Here is a 17592-nt window from a genome sequence, read left to right as displayed (position 1 = left end):
ATAGGAGCCATTTTCATCTGCAGCAGGTTAAGGTATGATATAGGCTGTACTTTTAATTCAGGAAAAGAGGCATGCTGATATGAATAGCTCGATCAAGAAAATGTGGCCGTGGCTTACGCTTGGCCTTGCTGTTATTGTATTACTCGGATCATTTCTCGTTTATTTCATGGGCAAGGATATGTCTCCCGGTGCAGGAAGTTCGGTAACAGCACAAGCGAAGACGTCTGAAGAATTGGAAGGATACGAAGTCATTGATGTGAATGTGAGTAATGACGGATTCGAGCCTGGGGTGATTGAGGTTAAAGCAGGAGTTCCCACTAAAATTAATTTTATTCTTACCCGGTCAGTCACCCATGTGAAATCGGTTGGTTCACAAGATCTGGGAATGGATTTGTACATGCAAAAAGGAGACAACTACTACACGGTTGATGAAAATTTGCAGCCTGGAGAATATGAAATTCACTGCGGCATGTACATGATATACGGAACAATTAAGGTCGTTTAAACGAGAGGAGCAGAGTCAGTGACAAGCTGGCTTTGCTCCTCTTTTGCATGCGTGCTATCATGGACTTGTGAGACATTTCATCTGGAGGTGGCCTAAAATGAAAGCGCTATTTATTGGAGGAACGGGTACAATCAGTACTGCAATTACGCATCAGCTCGCCAGTCAGGGTTGTGAGCTTTACTTGATCAATCGCGGCAATCGTAATGATGATCTGCCCGCGGAAGTCAATGTGCTGCAGGCCGACATCAATGATGAAGAACGGGTGGCAGAACTTATTGCGGATCTTGAATTTGATGTCGTTGCAGACTTTATCGCTTTTGTCCCGTCACAGCTCGAAAGAGATTATCGTTTATTTAAAGACAAAACCAAACAGTTCATATTTATAAGCTCGGCATCAGCCTATCAGACACCACTTGCCGACTATCGCATTACGGAAGGTACACCATTATCCAATCCCTACTGGGAGTATTCACGCAATAAGATCGCTTGTGAAGACTATCTGATGAAGCAGTACCGGGAGCATGGTTTTCCGGTGACGATTGTACGTCCAAGCCATACGTATGGTGACCTGTCTGTGCCTCTTGGCGTGCATGGAGCCAAAGGAAGCTGGCAGGTTCTCAAGCGGATTCGTGAAGGCAAACCCGTAATCATTCACGGTGACGGCACATCGCTATGGACGATTACGCATAATAGTGATTTTGCCAAAGGTTTTATCGGTCTTATGGGGAATATCCATGCCATAGGTGAGTCTGTACATATTACCTCAGACGAGTCCGTGACGTGGAACCAAATCTATGAAATTATCGCAGGAGTACTTGGTGTCAAGCTGAATGCGGTTCATGTCCCTTCGGAATTTTTGGCTGCATGCAGTGATCAGGACCTTCGCGGCGGTTTGCTTGGAGATAAGGCCAACACGGTCGTATTCGACAATAGCAAACTCAAGAGGCTTGTACCTGAATTTGTAGCAACAACGAGAGCGGATCAGGGAATACGGAAAACGATACATTATATGCTGGATCATCCAGAGCTGCAAACCGAAGATCCTGAATTTGACGTTTGGTGTGACAAGGTGGTTGGAGCTCTGGACGAAGCGTTGAAGAAGATTAGAGAATAGAAGTGAGGGGACAGTCATGACCCAGACGGGGCATCGAATCGTCAAAGAAATAACCAAAACGTTGACATTGGACTATTTGCTGCACATTCCGGATACGGAAGACCAACCAGCAGATCAGAAGTGGCCTGTTATTCTGTTTCTTCACGGATCAGGCGAACGCGGCAGTGACTTGAATAAGGTGAAAGCGAACGGACTTCCGAACATTGTAGATCAGGACAAGAGCTTTCCGTTTATCGTCATATCACCTCAATGTCCGGAGGATGAATTCTGGGCAATGGAAAAGGAAGCTCTGCATGCCATTGTTGAACATGTGCTGGAGAACTATCCTGCAGATCCGAAGAGAGTATATCTTACCGGATTAAGCATGGGTGGTTACGGGGCGTGGCATCTGCCCATCGACTATCCCCATGTATTTGCTGCCACAGCCCCTGTGTGCGGGGGAATCGATCCATCCAGAGCAGAAGCCTTGCGTGATGTGCCGATCTGGGCATTTCACGGTGCCAAGGATGATGTTGTTCCTCTCTCGGAATCACAAGGAATTGTGGATGCCCTTGAAGCGATGGAGGCAAACGTGAAGCTGACCGTCTATCCGGAAGGGAACCATAATGCTTGGGATGAGACATACAGCAATCCTGACCTGTATAAGTGGTTTCTGAGTCACTCCTTGTAAACATTTATTTATCAGCCGTGCTGGTAGAACCACCGAGTGCATTAACCCTGCCAATAATGCTATAATAGGTTGCTAATATGATTAAAAAGGGTAATGAACTATGGTGATGAATGATGAATAACAAGTTTATCCGAATCTACGAAGATATCGCAGCTCATATTCGGACGGGAGAGATCGAGGCAGGTTCGCTTCTGCCATCGGAGCTTGATTTGTCCGAAAGCTATCAGACGTCCAGAGAGACGATACGCAAAGCACTGAAAATGCTGTATGAAGAAGGTTACATTCAGAAAATTCAGGGCAAGGGATCCATTGTACTGGATATCCGCAAGATTGATTTTCCCATTTCGGGACTGGTCAGCTTCAAGGAACTGGCCAAGAAAATGGGACAGCGGGCCAGAACGCATGTTGAGGAATTAGAGGAACTGAAGGTAGATCAGGCCTTGTTTAAAACCATTCATTTTGGGATGGGCGAACAAGTGTGGAAAATCGTGCGTGTAAGAAATGTGGATGGAGAACGTGTCATTCTGGACAAGGACTATATCAGTCAACGTCTTGTCCCGGGATTAAACAAAGAGATATGTAATGATTCCATTTATGAGTACATTGAGGATCAGCTTGGATTGTCCATTTCTTTTGCAAAGAAAGAGATCTTGGTGGAAGAGCCTACCGAAGAAGATCGAAGACTGATGGATCTGGAAGGCTTCCACAATGTGGTCGTTGTACGCAGCCAGGTCTACCTGGAGGATGCGAGTCCTTTTCAGTTTACGGAATCCCGGCACCGTCCGGACAAATTCAGGTTTGTTGATTTTGCAAGGCGTAAATAACTGTAATGGATCAATAGAAATGCCTGTCCGCTTCTTCATCATTGGACGGGTGTTTCTTTTTTTTTCCATAAAGAGTTAAGAATGAGTTGACTGGTAAGCGTTTTCATTTTATTATAATCTCATAACTTAAACGATAAGGTAAATTGTGAACGGAATATTTAAAATTATTCATTTTTATAACTTTCTTTATTAGTTGATAAATTTGATTTTAGTTAACCTGTTGTCTTGTGCAGGGTTAATTGAAATATAAAAAACTCAGGAGGTTATATGCCATGGCCAAGTTGCAAAAGGGTACAATCTTAACAGTCATTGCAGCACTGATGTTTGTCATTTTGGGGAGCGCGGCTCCCAAAGCCGCAGCAGCTTCAGGTTTTTACGTGAATGGAGGCAAACTGTACGATTCTACGGGTAAACCATTTTACATGAGGGGTATCAATCATGGGCACTCCTGGTTCAAAAATGATCTGAACACGGCTATCCCTGCGATTGCAAAAACGGGTGCCAATACGGTACGAATTGTTCTGTCGAACGGTACACAATACACCAAAGATGATCTGAATTCCGTAAAAAACATCATTAATGTCGTAAACGCAAACAAGATGATTGCTGTCCTTGAGGTACACGATGCCACAGGAAAAGATGACTACAATTCGTTGGATGCAGCGGTCAACTACTGGATCAGCATCAAGGAAGCACTGATCGGGAAGGAAGATCGGGTTATTGTAAATATTGCAAACGAGTGGTACGGAACATGGAACGGCAGCGCCTGGGCTGACGGGTACAAAAAGGCTATTCCAAAATTAAGAGAAGCGGGTATTAAAAATACCTTAATTGTAGATGCAGCAGGCTGGGGTCAGTATCCTCAATCGATCGTCGATTACGGACAAAGCGTATTCGCCGCGGATTCACAGAAAAATACGGTGTTTTCCATTCACATGTATGAGTATGCAGGCAAGGATGCGGCCACCGTCAAATCCAATATGGAAAATGTGCTGAACAAGGGGCTGGCGTTAATCATTGGGGAATTCGGAGGTTATCACACCAATGGAGATGTCGATGAATATGCAATCATGAAATATGGTCAGGAAAAAGGGGTAGGATGGCTTGCATGGTCTTGGTACGGTAATAGCTCTGGACTAAACTATCTTGATTTGGCAACAGGACCTAACGGCATCTTGACGAGCTATGGTAATACGGTTGTCAATGATACTTACGGGATTAAAAACACTTCCCAAAAAGCGGGAATCTTTTAAAATCTATACCTATTTTCAATCGATATTGTTCGGTAAGGATGGTTGAAGTTTAAACTGAATGTTGAAACTCTATTGGTTTTTCACTGCATTCTTGACACTCTGACGGCAACGTCAGGGTGTCTTTTGATTAAACGCATTAAAGGATAACGATCTTTTGATTATTTCCGTTTATATTTAAAATCTTTTGTTTTCAAAACAAAACAAAGATGATAAACTCTGATTAGGAATAAAACAAACATTATCGGAGGGAAATGAATGGTACAGAGTTTATGGAATTCTTCACAGGCATCTGAGCAAACAACGGGACTTGAGCAGCTGGTTTACCGATCCAATCTGATTGGCGCAGACCGCAGTGTATGCAACATTTATGGTGGAAATACATCTACCAAAACAACAGTGAAGGATTTTCGTGGGCGCGATGTAGAAGTTATGTACGTGAAAGGAAGCGGCTCCGACCTGGGCTCGATGCAAGCGAAGCATTTTACAGGCCTGGCTCTGGAAGACATTCGTCCCCTGATTGAACGAGAATCGATGACGGATGAAGAGATGGTTGAATATTTGGGTCATTGCATGATCGATTCCAAGCACCCGCGTGCCTCGATCGAGACCTTGCTGCATGCCTTTCTTCCTTACAAACATGTGGACCACACGCATCCGGATGCGATAATCAGTCTGTGTTGTGCAGATAACGGCAAAGAGTTGGCGCGAGAGATTTATGGAGATCGGTTTGTGTGGGTCCCATATGTTCGCCCAGGTTTTACGTTATCCAAGATGATTGCTGAAAGCGTATTCGCGAATCCGAATGCTGAACTGGTTCTGATGGAGAAGCACGGACTCGTCACTTGGGGAGAGACATCCGAGGAATGTTACGCACAGACCATCAAGATTATCAATGAGGCTGAAGCGTTCATTGAAGCTCGTGTGGATGAAGGAAGTCTGTTTGGTGGCGTTAAACATCCAGCGCTTGCTGCTGAAGTGCGGCGTGAGATTGTAGCCAAAATCATGCCAACGCTTCGCGGTTCCGTATCGGATAGCAAAAAAATGATCTTGTCCTATGACGATCAGGACGATGTACTTGCTTTTGTCGGTGGAGCCAATTCACCAGAGCTGTCACAGGTGGGGGCGGCTTGCCCGGATCATCTGGTACATACCAAAGTCGTTCCGTTGTTCATCGACTGGACGCCGGACGCTGAGGATGTTGATGGTCTGAAAGCGAAGCTGACTGAAGGCGTAGCTGCATACAAAGAGCAGTACAAACAGTACTTTGAAAGCAACAAAAACGAAGGCGATGTCATGTTTGAAGCAGCTCCTCGCGTTATTCTCATCCCGGGTGTGGGTATGATCAACACAGGCAAGAGCTGGGCGCTATCCCAAGTAAGCGGAGCACTGTATCACCGTGCGATTGCCGTCATGCGGGGTGCGACGAGCCTGGGTAAATTCGTATCGCTAAGTGCGAATGAGTCCTACAATGTAGAATACTGGCCGCTTGAATTGTATAAATTGTCCCTTGCACCGGCTGAGACGGAATTTTCCCGGAAAGTGGCGTTTATTACAGGTGGCGCCGGCGGAATTGGCAGCGAGACTGCACGCAGGCTGGTATCCGAGGGAGCTCACGTCGTTCTGGCTGACCTGAACCTGGAAGGCGCTCAAAAAGTAGCCCAGGAAATCAATGACCAATATGGTGCGAATCGCGCATATGCGCTAAAAATGGATGTAACCGATGAGGAAGCCGTGCAGTCGGCGTATGCTGAAGTGGCTGTAAAATATGGCGGTGTGGACATTATCGTTAACAATGCGGGTCTTGCCACATCAAGTCCATTTGACGAAACCTCCCTGAAGGAATGGAACCTCAACATGAATGTGCTGGGTACCGGATATTTCCTCGTTGCCCGTGAAGCGTTCAAGCTGATGAAACAGCAGGGGATTGGCGGCAGTATGGTCTTCATCGGGTCCAAAAACTCGGTCTATGCCGGTAAAAGTGCGTCGGCTTACAGCTCGGCGAAAGCACTTGAAGCTCATCTTGCACGGTGTATTGCAGCTGAAGGCGGCGAATATGGCATTCGTGTCAATACAATACTCCCTGACGCGATTCTGCAAGGGTCTGCGATCTGGAATGGTTCCTGGAGAAACGAACGTGCAGCGGCGTACGGGATTGAGCCCGATCAGCTGGAAGAGTACTATCGCAAGCGTACGACACTGCTCGTGAATATTTATCCGAAAGATATTGCGGAAGGTATTGCCTTCTTTGCTTCTTCCAAATCCGAGAAAACAACCGGATGCATGATGACCATCGATGGCGGTGTACCGGCAGCATTTACACGTTAAGAGGAGGGTTTCTGCGAATGGATAACCAAGTCAAGCAAGCGTATGAAGCAGCCAAATTGTTATATGCCCAGCATGGAATTGATACGGATGAGGTATTGGAGAAACTTGCAGAGATCAAGGTATCTGTGCATTGCTGGCAAGGCGATGATGTGAAAGGCTTTTTAAACCAGGATGGAGAGTTGACGGGAGGCATCTCCGTTACAGGTCAATATCCGGGAGCAGCAACCACTCCTGCTGAACTTCGGGCAGATCTGGAACAAGCCTTTTCGCTGATTCCAGGGAAGCATAAGGTCAATCTGCATGCAATCTACACCGATACGGATGAAAAAGTGGAGCTGGATCAGATTGAGCCCAAGCATTATGAGAAATGGGTGCAATGGGCGAGGGAGCAGGGGCTGGGTCTTGATTTTAACCCGACGTGCTTTTCTCATGAGAAATCAAGCGACGGATTCACACTGAGTCATCCTGATCCGGAGATCCGCAAGTTCTGGATTGATCACTGCAAGGCGTCTCGTCGCATCGGCGCTTATTTCGGCGAACAATTGGGCCAGACGTGCGTAACGAACGTTTGGGTTCCAGACGGGTTTAAGGATAATCCGGTTGATCGCATGACACCGCGCAAACGCCTCAAGGATTCGTTGGATGAAGTATTTGCAGAGAAGCTTGATCCGAAGCATAATCTGGACGCGGTTGAGAGTAAACTGTTCGGCCTTGGTTCGGAAGCGTACGTGGTTGGATCACACGAATTCTATATGGGATATGGATTGCAAAATGATACTTTGATCTGCCTGGATGCAGGCCACTTCCATCCCACAGAGGTCATCTCCAACAAGCTGTCTTCCCTTGCGCTCTTTACTAGTGGCATTCTGCTGCATGTGAGCCGTCCAATGCGTTGGGATAGTGACCATGTCGTCATTATGGACGATGAGCTGTTGGAAATTGCACGCGAACTTGTTCGTCATGACCTGTTACCAACGACGCATGTGGGCCTCGATTTCTTCGATGCCAGCATCAATCGCGTAGCCGCCTGGGTTGTCGGTACGCGCAACACGATCAAAGCTTTGCTGCGTGCCATGCTGGAACCGGTGGATGCACTAAAAGCCGCTGAGCTGCAAGGTGATTATACGGTACGGCTTGCGCTGACCGAAGAATTCAAATCCTATCCATTTGGTGCCATCTGGGATTATTATTGTGCCCAGCAGGGAGTGCCTGTTCGCGAGAAATGGATCTCCGAGATTAAGACCTATGAAGAAGATGTTTTGCTGCAGCGTGGTAAATCGCTCGTTTAACTTGTTCTTATAAAAGGAATTTTGTATTAATTACTTTATCCTAAACTGATAAAAGTCCGTAGTGGAGCCAGTGTTCCATTGCGGGCTTTTTGGCGTGACGATCATTCACGATGCATAAGTGAACTGAGAAATAACATACTACAACTACATAAACAGGCTTGTAGAATAGCCCAGTTACTGCAGCAAAACGAAAAGGAGGATGCTTCAAATTGAATCTAGCCCACAATAAGTTGTATGTCGCTGCACTTGGCGGCGTAAACGAAATTGGTAAGAACATGTACATTATTCAGTACAACAAGGATATTATCGTCATCGATTGTGGTTCCAAATTTCCGGATGAGACCTTGCCAGGCATCGATCTCATTATTCCGGACGTCTCCTACTTGCTGGAGAATCTGGACCAGGTAAGAGCGCTTGTTGTTACCCATGGGCACGAAGATCACATCGGGGGCATACCTTATTTTTTGAAACAAATGAATATCCCCGTATATGCATCCAGGCTTACCCGAGGGTTGATTGAACTGAAACTGAAAGAGCATAACATGCTGCGAACCGCAGATCTTCATACAATCGATGCTCACTCCACTGTTAAGCTGGGGGATATCGACGTTTCCTTTTTTGCAACGAGCCACAGCATCCCGGACTGCCTGGGGGTATTCTTCCGGACACCTGGTGGAAATGTGGTACATACCGGCGATTTCAAGTTCGACATGTCACCGGTAAATGGACCTTATCCTGACCTATATCGAATGGCCGAGATTGGTAAACAGGGCGTTCATCTGCTGCTGTCCGAGAGTACAAATGCCGAACGACCTGGATTTACACCTTCTGAGCGTGTTGTAGGGGATCGCATTCTGGATGCATTTATTCGAGCCAGGCAAAAAATATTCATCTCCACCTTTGCTTCCAATGTCAGCCGGGTCCAACAAATTGTGAATGCCACCTTTGAGACCGGCCGCAAACTGGCCTTGCTGGGCAGAAGTATGGTTAATGTCGTATCTGTTGCTAGTGAACTCGGATACCTGGATGTTCCTGACGGCCTGCTGATTGAAGCGATTGATGCGGATCAGTTTCCTCCTGAACAAGTGGTTATTCTCTGTACGGGAAGCCAAGGTGAACCTATGGCTGCGCTGTCCCGGCTCGCGACAGGTAAGCACCCTCACGTGAGAGTGGCAGCAGGTGACACCGTCATTATTGCGGCAGGAGCAATTCCGGGCAACGAACGCAATTTAGCCCACGTTATTGATAACCTGTATGTACTGGGAGCAAGAGTACTATATGGTTCGAGCGGGTCGGGGGGCATGCATGTTTCGGGGCATGGCAGTCAGGAAGAGCTGAAGCTGATGCTGACACTGATGAAGCCGGATTATCTGGTTCCCATCCACGGCGAATTCCGCATGCTGTACCAGCACAGATTGCTGGCTGAATCGGTTGGCATCGATCCGGATCACGTATTTATCGTAAATAATGGAGACATGATTCAGTACAAGGACGGCGTAGCATCACCGGGTCCCAAAATCGCTTCAGGCAACAGTCTGGTTGACGGCTTGATTATGGGGGACGTAGGTAATATTGTGCTTCGGGATCGCAGACAGTTATCTTCAGACGGTATGCTTGTCATTGTGACGACACTTAGCAAAACGGAGAAGCAAATGGTCACATCTCCCGAGATTATTTCCAGAGGATTTGTGTTTGTAAAAGACTCGGAGGAATTTATGCGAGAAATTCATGGATTGGTACTATCCAGAATGGAAGAACTGACCGGAGCCGGAGTGAACCAGTGGAATGTCATCAAAAGAAAGCTTAAGGACGAGATCGGACATTACATTTATGCCCAGACGAAACGAAGACCGATGATCCTGCCTATTATCATAGAGGTATGAAAAATGGTTAGAATAAGAAAAAGCCTGAGGAATGCTCATTCATATTTGATGATGAATAGGCTACTCCTTCAGGCTTTTTGTTTGTTTTTGCTTGCTTTAAAGAATACGGGTCACTATCTTCTGCGACTATTAATCCTTCAATAAACCGGATTGTCTCACGGAGGAGAGGAACTGATGGAATTGTTCGATGTTCAACTGCTGCGCACTATCGGATAGCGCTACCGCTGGATTGGGATGCACTTCCACCATAACGCCGTCGGCACCAGCCGCAAGGGCAGCTTTGGCGCATGGAGCCAGAATATCTTTGCGTCCAGTAGAGTGGGTTACATCCACCAGCACGGGAAGATGGGTTTCCTGTTTTAGAATAGGCACGGCAGAGATATCAAGGGTATTGCGTGTGGCTTTTTCATAAGTGCGAATTCCTCGTTCAATCAGCATGACTTGTTTGTTCCCACGGGACACGACATACTCTGCAGCATGCACGAATTCATCAATGGTTGCTGCCAACCCCCGTTTAAGTAAAATCGGAATACGAGCGTCGCCCGCTGCTTTGAGCAGCTCAAAGTTTTGCATGTTTCGGGCACCGATCTGGATCACATCAATATAATCCGCTGCCAGCTCGATATGGCCTGGATGCACAATCTCACTGATCGTTTTGAGACCAAACTCGTCAGCTACTTCCTTCAGAATTTTCAGTCCTTCAATCCCTAATCCCTGAAAATCATATGGGGAGGTGCGTGGTTTAAACGCTCCGCCGCGCATAACCGAAATCCCGGCTTCTTTCAAAGCCTTGGCAACCTCCCGGACTTGCTCGTAACTCTCCACGGAACAAGGTCCGGCAATCATGATTGGTTTGCCCGCGCCAACCTGAATGTCACCAATGGAGACGATTGTATCCTCCTGCTGGTTTTTACGGCTGACGAGAAGCTGTTTCTTGTGTTCGTCAACCTGTAAATGCAACGAAGCCTGAAAGATCTGCTTGAACAACAGCTTGATGGCATCATCCTGGAAAGGCCCAGGATTGGCTGTCGTCAATTCTTCCAGCATTTCATTCTCACGAACGGGGTCAAACTTGGGAACGCCCTGTTTTTCCTTGATCTGACCGATTTCCTGTGTGATTTGCGCCCGCTCTGATAGTAAGTGAAGCAGATCATGATTAATCTCATTTAATCGGCTTCGTAATTGTTCCAAGGTTTTGTTCTCGTCCATTTACAACCACTCCTCCGTTACGTTGGATATGAATTCATTTTATTGAAAAACAAAAAAAGCCCTTCATCCGCAAGGGACGAAGAAGCCGTGGTACCACCCTAATTAGAAACGGTTCAGCCTGATTGCAGGCATGCCGAATCTCACTTTGACCTTTTAACGCAAGGAACGGATTGTCCTAGAAGCTGACTCTTGAAGAAGCCACTTTTCAGCAATCGGCTCGGGAGTGAACTTCGGCGGATGGTTGCCTCGGGTGCTCTCAGTCTTTGGCACCACGTCCCTGTAATCAACGCCAGATTCCGCTTACTCTTTCCGTCATAGCCTGTAATTGTTTATTGATATGTTAATATTCCATCGTGCACGATATGAATTGAAGTTATACTAGCATGTACACCTTCTGCATGCAATGAATTGAAGTGATGCCGCACATCAATAACGCTGTACTGCAGCACAATGATATTCGCCACATCGACATCAACCAAGTATAATAAGAAGGGTGCATTATCCATTTTCATTTTTAAGCTGTACACAAGAGGAGTAACTATGAACAAAACCATATCTGATATCGCTCAACTGGCCGGCGTGGCCAAAAGCACCGTTTCCCGTTTTCTTAATGGCGGTTCGGTCAGTGAAGACACACGCCAGAAGATTGAGCGCATTATCAAACAATATAATTACGTACCAAATACCTTTGCTCAGAGTCTCAAAGCGAAGAAAACCAGTATTATCGGAACAGTCGTCCCCCGGCTGGACTCATTTGCAACTTCACAGACGCTTATCGGCATAGATGAGGAATTAAGAACCAATCAGTACCAGATGTTGATTGCCAATACAAGCCAGGATATGCACCGCGAGATAGACGCCATTTATGATTTTGCAAGGCAGAAGGTATCCGGCATTATTCTGCTTGCCGCTGAAGTAACTGAAGCACATCTGAAGGCAGTCGAAGAGATTGGCATTCCGGTGTTGTTGGTGGGACAACAGCATGAACGTCTGCATAGTTTGGTTCACAACGATGACCAGGCCGGATACGATATGGGCAAATATGTGGTGGAGAAGGGGCACCGCCAGATTGTTTATATTGGTGTAACGGAGAGGGACCAGGCCGTCGGCATACATCGTAGACAGGGATTCCAGCGTGCCATCGCCGAATATGGCGGGAGTGGGTGTGATGTTACTTACTACGAGACAAGCTTCAAAATGTCCGAAGCGATCGTTACAGCAGAAGCCATTCTTCGGGACAATAAACCGAGCATCATTGTTGGTGCCACGGATAACATCGCACTGGGTGTAATGAAGACAGCTTTCTCTAACAAGATACAAATACCCCATGAATTGTCGGTAGCCGGATTTGGCGGATACGATATCACGGAAATGATTCATCCGGCGCTGACAACAGTGAAATTTCATTATTTGCAAGCCGGTAAACTGGCTGCGAGCCATATGATTCGTCAGGTTACAGGTGAGCCGGTAGAGAAGCAAACTATACTTGATGTGGAATTGATTCCCCGAGAAAGCGTTGACAACGTATAAACTTATCCTTTATGATAATTCCATCGAACCGGTTCCATTCGTTTGAGATATTCGAATTGGAATAACGGTTTTGGCTTTATGCCGTGGAATTATTTTTTTATTTGCGTTGGAACCGGTTCCTCTTTAATGTAATGATTTTGGGCAAGGTTAGGAGATATGTTATGAAAATGACCAGAGAGCAGCGCTACCGATTCATTGAGCAGGCGGAAGAAGGAGAGATTGATAAACTGAAAGCATTGATTTCCGCTTGCTCGTGGAGACAATCCTATCATATTCAACCTGTTACGGGCTTACTGAATGATCCTAACGGATTTTCATATTACCAAGGACACTATCATCTTTTCTATCAATGGTTTCCTCTGGGAACAGAGCACGGAATGAAATATTGGTATCATGTTCGCTCGACAGATCTTGTGAACTGGGAGCAGGTGGGCATTGGCATCCGTCCCGGTGATACATTCGATTCGCACGGGGCTTACTCAGGAAGTGCCATTGTCAAGGGTGACAAGCTGCACCTGCTCTACACAGGCAACACCAGGGATGAAGCATGGATCAGACATCCGTATCAATGCTTGGCGGTCATGAATGAAAGCGGTTCAGTTGTGAAAGCCGAGCAGCCGATTATATCGTCAGTACCGTCCGGGTATACAGAACATTTCAGGGACCCGAAGGTTTGGCAGGATGGGGATACCTATTATTGTGTAATCGGAGCACAGCGGACAGACATGACAGGATGCGCGGTGTTGTATCGATCATCCAACCTCACAGTGTGGGAGTTTCTGGGTGAGATCCAGACGCATCTCTCCCAATTCGGCTATATGTGGGAGTGTCCGGATTACTTTGAGATGAATGGTAGAGGCGTGCTTCTTTTTTCACCGCAGGGTATCGAAGGTGACGGGGATTTGTACAACAACATTTTTCAGTCAGGTTACCTGATTGGTGAGCCATTGAATCTACAGACGAGAGAGTTTGATCATGATCATTTTCAGGAATTGGATCGCGGGTTCGATTTCTATGCGCCACAATCGATGGAAGCTCCGGACGGAAGACGCATATTGATTGGATGGATGGGACTTCCGGATGTGGAGTATCCAACCGATGCGAGCGGGTGGGCACATTGCCTTACGATCCCGCGCCAGTTGTCCCTGAAAGACAGTAAACTCATACAGCAGCCTGTAGATGAGATGAAGAAGCTGCGTCAACAATCCGAGGGACACCGTTATCAAACGACACTTGAGAATAGATCTGAAAGTGTTGCTGCATTCAACGGCACTGCCTATGAGCTGGAATGTGAAATCAGTCATGTTGATGCTGAACGATTCGGGATTGAATTTCGAACAGGCGGTGAAGAAAAGACCGTTTTGCAATACGACCGTCTTCAGCAAAAGTTGATACTGGACCGAACCTTATCAGGTGCTCCAATGGGGGGCATGAATGGCACGGTACGCCAGTGCACGCTAAACGGAGATCGGATCAAGTTACAACTGTTTGTAGATACGTCATCGGTTGAAATCTTTGTCAATGATGGGGAAGAGGTATTCACAAGCCGAATTTTCCCAAGCCCCGAAAGTACGGGAATTCGCTTTTTTGCGAGTGGAGGCAAGGCTGAGTTTAAAGCGACCAAATGGGATTACTAGATATCAGGTGAGGGGAATGAAATACCATGTCGGATAACCAACAAATAGCCAAGGAAGTCATTCAAGCCATAGGGGGCAAAGATAACATCGCATCATTTGCCCACTGCGCGACACGTCTTCGCATTATGGTGAATGACAAAGAGAAAATCGATCAGAAGCAGGTCGAGAATATAGACAAGGTCAAGGGTGCCTTCTTCAATTCCGGACAGTATCAGATTATTTTCGGGACGGGTACCGTGAACCGGATCTTTGAAGAGGTCGAGAAGCTCGGAATCGAAGGTACCTCCAAGGAAGACGTGAAGAATCAGGGAAAAAAGGAAGGCAATGCATTTCAACGAGCAATCCGCACGTTCGGAGACGTGTTCGTACCTATTATTCCTGTACTGGTGGCTACAGGGTTGTTCATGGGGCTGCGCGGATTGCTTACCCAGAATGAAATTCTGTCCTTGTTCGGTGCAACCCCTGAGGACATTTCGCCCAATTTCCTGTTGTTTACTCAAGTACTGACGGACACTGCATTCGCATTCCTGCCTGCACTGGTGGCCTGGTCTGCATTCCGCGTATTTGGCGGCAGCCCTGTGCTCGGGATTGTGCTCGGACTGATGCTTGTCAATCCGGCACTGCCGAATGCTTATTCTGTGGCAGATGGATCGGCTCAAGCATTGTACATGTTTGGATTTATACCCGTTGTAGGCTATCAGGGATCCGTTTTACCTGCATTTTTCGTGGGACTTATTGGAGCGAAGTTCGAAAAGGTTCTGAGAAGACGCGTGCCGGAGGCGCTGGACCTGATCCTCACGCCTTTTATCACACTAACGGTTATGATTACATTGGGACTCTTTGCCATCGGTCCCGTCTTTCATTCGCTTGAAGAGTGGGTGCTGCATGGGACGACAGCTGTTCTTGACCTTCCATTCGGTATTGCCGGAATTATTATTGGTTTCTTCAATCAGATTATTGTCGTTACCGGTGTGCATCATATCTTTAACTTTTTGGAAATCCAGCTGCTGGAAAAAACAGGTTATAATCCATTCAACGCCATTGTAACTTCTGCGATGGCTGCACAAGGAGCCGCTTGTTTAGCCGTAGGATTAAAAACAAAAAATACAAAACTCAAGGCTCTGGCTCTACCATCGTCCTTGTCTGCGTTTCTCGGAATCAGCGAACCTGCCATTTTTGGGGTAAACCTGCGCTTCATGAAACCGTTCGTTATGGGACTGATTGGTGGCGGTGTCGGTGGTTTTCTCGCATCCTTGTTCCATCTGAAGGGTACGGGCATGGCCGTAACGGTGATTCCCGGTACATTGCTGTATCTGAACAGTCAGCTGCCCCTGTACATTCTTGTTAATGTGGTTGCTGTGGGTGTGGCCTTTGCATTAACCTGGTTCTTCGGTTACAAGGATCAGCCGCTTGCTGTAGATGAGATAACGAACAGTGGAAATGAGAGTGATCCTTCGGCTGTCCAAACCGCAGGTACGGATGATCGGACCAATCAAGCAGCGGTATATCGGCCCCAGGTGGATAAGCTGGAGATTGCTTCGCCGATGACCGGTACAGCGGTGGCATTGGCCAACGTACCTGATCCTGCATTTTCAGAGAAGCATATGGGTGAGGGGATTGCCATTGAGCCTACGGAGGGTAGGGTGTTTGCACCTTTTGATGGCGTCGTAGCCCATGTGATGAACAAGAGTAAACACGCTGTCATTCTGGAGCATGAGACTGGCCTGCAGATGCTTGTTCACGTTGGAATCAATACCGTTGGTCTAAAGGGAGAGGGATTTACCGCTCATGTCCAAAGCGGAGATGTAGTTACCGCTGGACAATTATTGATTGAGTTTGACATGAACGCCATTCAGGCTGCGGGGCTGCCACTCATCACTCCCGTTCTGATCCCGAACGGAAATGAAATGATAGAAGAAGTGCAGACGGCCAAGATTGGCAGTGTACAGGCGAACGGGGACAACATCCTTGTTGTGAAGTTTAAACAATAATGAACAAAGCAGGCAGAGAGAGCTGATGAATTTGACCAGACTCATTGCCTGCTTTTTTTGCTATTCATTCATGTAACAAGTGTATTAAAACGAATAATAGGTGAGTGCATATTCTATCAAAAAGGCACGCACCTGTTCCTGGCTCATATGCAAATTTCCGCAGTTCTCCAGATTGAAGATCAGATTGTCTAGGCATTTTAGAAGAAAATGAGCACGAACCTCTCCCCACAGACTTTGGTGCTCGGTGATGTAATGGATAGCTTGCTTCGGTTCCAGCCCTTTTAACCCTCCGAATACCGAAGCCCATTTGACCAGATCGGCGGGCTCTGAACCTCTCGGTAAACTAAATTCTGCAAATCCGTGAATGCCTCCACATGAAATTTTGAACAAGCCGCAGTAGCTGTCTGAATGTTCATGAGGGAGTAACGGCAGCTTTCGCATATCGTACCGAATGATTTCCATGGAAGTAATCTTCATTTCATGGTTTATTGTTATTTGATTTATGAGTTCACAACTCGGAAACACGCCACCAACCTCCATCGAATGAATGCGACTTTAAGTTCTTCAACCTTTGGTTTATGTTACGGCTGAGTGACGATGAAGTAAAATGTTGGGGATCTTTTATTTACAGCATTTAAGTGCTTGCGGGTGGATATTTCCGTGATGTAAGCGATTAAATCGGGATCAGTCTGTTATTTTTGCTGATTACATCTGTTTATTTCATTAGCTCATTCGCTCCACGATAAACTGAAGCTAGATGAAGCCAGGAGTAGATAATGGTTAAAATGAACTTGAGTTTCGCCAGAAATGGTTGATTTACGCAGTAAATTGTTCCCTTACTGCCTTGCAGCCCTGCGATTACAGGACTATGATTCGCTCATACCATGCGAGGATATTCTTGCTGGCGTGGAGACGAAGGTGAGGGAGCACGATGTCGGAGGACGCTGTAATGTTAGTTTCAACGGGACAGAGCTCAGCAGGAATGGAGTTTGTTCGTTTATTGCTGAAGAGGGGGATGGATGTAATCGTGCTTGTCCACAATGCAGAAGAGGAACAGCAGCTGACTGAATTGATCGGTAAGATCTCTGTGTATCGCCTCTATCACTCTGGTTCGGCAGACAAGACGCCCATTGCTTTAGATTGGGCGGTCAAACATGCCTTTGTATTTGAAAGAAATCTGCCAGAGTGCTGTCAGGACATTCAATTATGCCATAGCTGGTGCCCGCAGCGGCTTTATGTGGTTACAAGCAGCCTGAGTCCTGTTCAGCTGGTTTACCGCGGGTTGGGAGCCTCATATGTCATACACAGCCGAAGCGGTGATATATCGTTTGTTTTGTAATAGGAAGGTCAGACAAAAATAAC

At 46.7% G+C, this 17592-nt stretch carries 14 protein-coding genes; 12 read left to right on the top strand and 2 right to left on the bottom strand.

Going from position 1 to position 17592, the window contains the following annotated elements:
* Positions 1-79: 79 nt before the first annotated feature.
* From ABIC22_RS26615 to ABIC22_RS26580, 8 genes are all read left to right on the top strand, one after another.
* Entirely contained in the window at positions 80-505 is a 426-nt protein-coding gene (locus ABIC22_RS26615; protein ID WP_095358366.1) for a cupredoxin domain-containing protein, read from the top strand.
* A gap of 97 nt (positions 506-602) precedes the next feature.
* Positions 603-1619, top strand: coding sequence for an SDR family oxidoreductase (locus ABIC22_RS26610; protein ID WP_154893394.1), 1017 nt, complete (start codon positions 603-605; stop codon positions 1617-1619).
* A 16-nt stretch (positions 1620-1635) separates the two neighbouring features.
* Positions 1636-2289, top strand: a complete 654-nt coding sequence (locus tag ABIC22_RS26605; RefSeq protein ID WP_354485039.1) for a carboxylesterase family protein — start codon at positions 1636-1638, stop codon at positions 2287-2289.
* Between the two features lie 113 nt (positions 2290-2402).
* A complete protein-coding gene (gene treR / locus ABIC22_RS26600; protein ID WP_127536022.1) occupies positions 2403-3113 on the top strand; it encodes a trehalose operon repressor in 711 nt (236 codons plus the stop codon).
* 272 nt (positions 3114-3385) lie between these two features.
* Positions 3386-4366, top strand: a complete 981-nt coding sequence (locus ABIC22_RS26595; RefSeq protein WP_354485037.1) for a glycoside hydrolase family 5 protein — start codon at positions 3386-3388, stop codon at positions 4364-4366.
* A 255-nt stretch (positions 4367-4621) separates the two neighbouring features.
* Entirely contained in the window at positions 4622-6691 is a 2070-nt protein-coding gene (locus tag ABIC22_RS26590) for a bifunctional aldolase/short-chain dehydrogenase (RefSeq protein WP_354485035.1), read from the top strand.
* Positions 6692-6708: 17 nt separating this feature from the next.
* On the top strand, positions 6709-7980 hold the full coding sequence (gene rhaA / locus ABIC22_RS26585; protein WP_154893389.1) for an L-rhamnose isomerase: 1272 nt from the start codon (positions 6709-6711) through the stop codon (positions 7978-7980).
* Positions 7981-8189: 209 nt separating this feature from the next.
* Positions 8190-9863: a ribonuclease J gene (locus ABIC22_RS26580; protein WP_127536018.1), complete on the top strand. Its 1674-nt coding sequence runs from the start codon at positions 8190-8192 to the stop codon at positions 9861-9863.
* 129 nt (positions 9864-9992) lie between these two features.
* Here the strand turns inward: ABIC22_RS26580 and ABIC22_RS26575 are convergent, their stop codons facing one another.
* Positions 9993-11072 carry a bifunctional 3-deoxy-7-phosphoheptulonate synthase/chorismate mutase gene (locus ABIC22_RS26575; protein WP_354485032.1) on the bottom strand — a complete coding sequence of 360 codons (1080 nt, stop codon included), beginning with the start codon at positions 11070-11072 and terminating at the stop codon, positions 9993-9995.
* A 540-nt stretch (positions 11073-11612) separates the two neighbouring features.
* Between ABIC22_RS26575 and ABIC22_RS26570 the strand changes: the two genes are divergently transcribed.
* The 3 genes from ABIC22_RS26570 (at position 11613) to ABIC22_RS26560 (ending at position 16230) form a co-directional block, all read left to right on the top strand.
* Positions 11613-12602 carry a LacI family DNA-binding transcriptional regulator gene (locus ABIC22_RS26570; protein ID WP_354485030.1) on the top strand — a complete coding sequence of 330 codons (990 nt, stop codon included), beginning with the start codon at positions 11613-11615 and terminating at the stop codon, positions 12600-12602.
* A 161-nt stretch (positions 12603-12763) separates the two neighbouring features.
* On the top strand, positions 12764-14239 hold the full coding sequence (locus ABIC22_RS26565) for a glycoside hydrolase family 32 protein (RefSeq protein ID WP_354485028.1): 1476 nt from the start codon (positions 12764-12766) through the stop codon (positions 14237-14239).
* A gap of 26 nt (positions 14240-14265) precedes the next feature.
* Positions 14266-16230, top strand: a complete 1965-nt coding sequence (locus tag ABIC22_RS26560; RefSeq protein ID WP_354485026.1) for a sucrose-specific PTS transporter subunit IIBC — start codon at positions 14266-14268, stop codon at positions 16228-16230.
* 84 nt (positions 16231-16314) lie between these two features.
* On the opposite strand, the gene ABIC22_RS26555 is transcribed toward ABIC22_RS26560, so the two are convergent.
* Complete coding sequence (locus tag ABIC22_RS26555) at positions 16315-16692, bottom strand: hypothetical protein (RefSeq protein ID WP_127536013.1); 378 nt, start codon at positions 16690-16692, stop codon at positions 16315-16317.
* 487 nt (positions 16693-17179) lie between these two features.
* On the opposite strand from ABIC22_RS26555, the gene ABIC22_RS26550 reads away from it, so the two are divergent.
* Complete coding sequence (locus ABIC22_RS26550; RefSeq protein ID WP_127536012.1) at positions 17180-17569, top strand: hypothetical protein; 390 nt, start codon at positions 17180-17182, stop codon at positions 17567-17569.
* The last annotated feature ends 23 nt before the right edge of the window (positions 17570-17592 follow it).

Source organism: Paenibacillus sp. PvP094 (assembly GCF_040546835.1).
Taxonomy (GTDB): domain Bacteria; phylum Bacillota; class Bacilli; order Paenibacillales; family Paenibacillaceae; genus Paenibacillus; species Paenibacillus illinoisensis.
The sequence above is the reverse complement of the archived record's forward strand: the minus strand, read 5'-3'. Positions and strand labels throughout refer to the sequence as shown.

Bases quoted from the DNA above. Each gene is read 5' to 3' on its own strand.
- ABIC22_RS26615 (WP_095358366.1), top strand. From the start codon at position 80: ATGAATAGCTCGATCAAGAAAATGTGGCCGTGGCTTACGCTTGGCCTT.
- ABIC22_RS26610 (WP_154893394.1), top strand. From the start codon at position 603: ATGAAAGCGCTATTTATTGGAGGAACGGGTACAATCAGTACTGCAATT.
- ABIC22_RS26605 (WP_354485039.1), top strand. From the start codon at position 1,636: ATGACCCAGACGGGGCATCGAATCGTCAAAGAAATAACCAAAACGTTG.
- treR (WP_127536022.1), top strand. From the start codon at position 2,403: ATGAATAACAAGTTTATCCGAATCTACGAAGATATCGCAGCTCATATT.
- ABIC22_RS26595 (WP_354485037.1), top strand. From the start codon at position 3,386: ATGGCCAAGTTGCAAAAGGGTACAATCTTAACAGTCATTGCAGCACTG.
- ABIC22_RS26590 (WP_354485035.1), top strand. From the start codon at position 4,622: ATGGTACAGAGTTTATGGAATTCTTCACAGGCATCTGAGCAAACAACG.
- rhaA (WP_154893389.1), top strand. From the start codon at position 6,709: ATGGATAACCAAGTCAAGCAAGCGTATGAAGCAGCCAAATTGTTATAT.
- ABIC22_RS26575 (WP_354485032.1), bottom strand. From the start codon at position 11,072: ATGGACGAGAACAAAACCTTGGAACAATTACGAAGCCGATTAAATGAG.
- ABIC22_RS26570 (WP_354485030.1), top strand. From the start codon at position 11,613: ATGAACAAAACCATATCTGATATCGCTCAACTGGCCGGCGTGGCCAAA.
- ABIC22_RS26565 (WP_354485028.1), top strand. From the start codon at position 12,764: ATGAAAATGACCAGAGAGCAGCGCTACCGATTCATTGAGCAGGCGGAA.
- ABIC22_RS26560 (WP_354485026.1), top strand. From the start codon at position 14,266: ATGTCGGATAACCAACAAATAGCCAAGGAAGTCATTCAAGCCATAGGG.
- ABIC22_RS26555 (WP_127536013.1), bottom strand. From the start codon at position 16,692: ATGGAAATCATTCGGTACGATATGCGAAAGCTGCCGTTACTCCCTCAT.
- ABIC22_RS26550 (WP_127536012.1), top strand. From the start codon at position 17,180: ATGTTAGTTTCAACGGGACAGAGCTCAGCAGGAATGGAGTTTGTTCGT.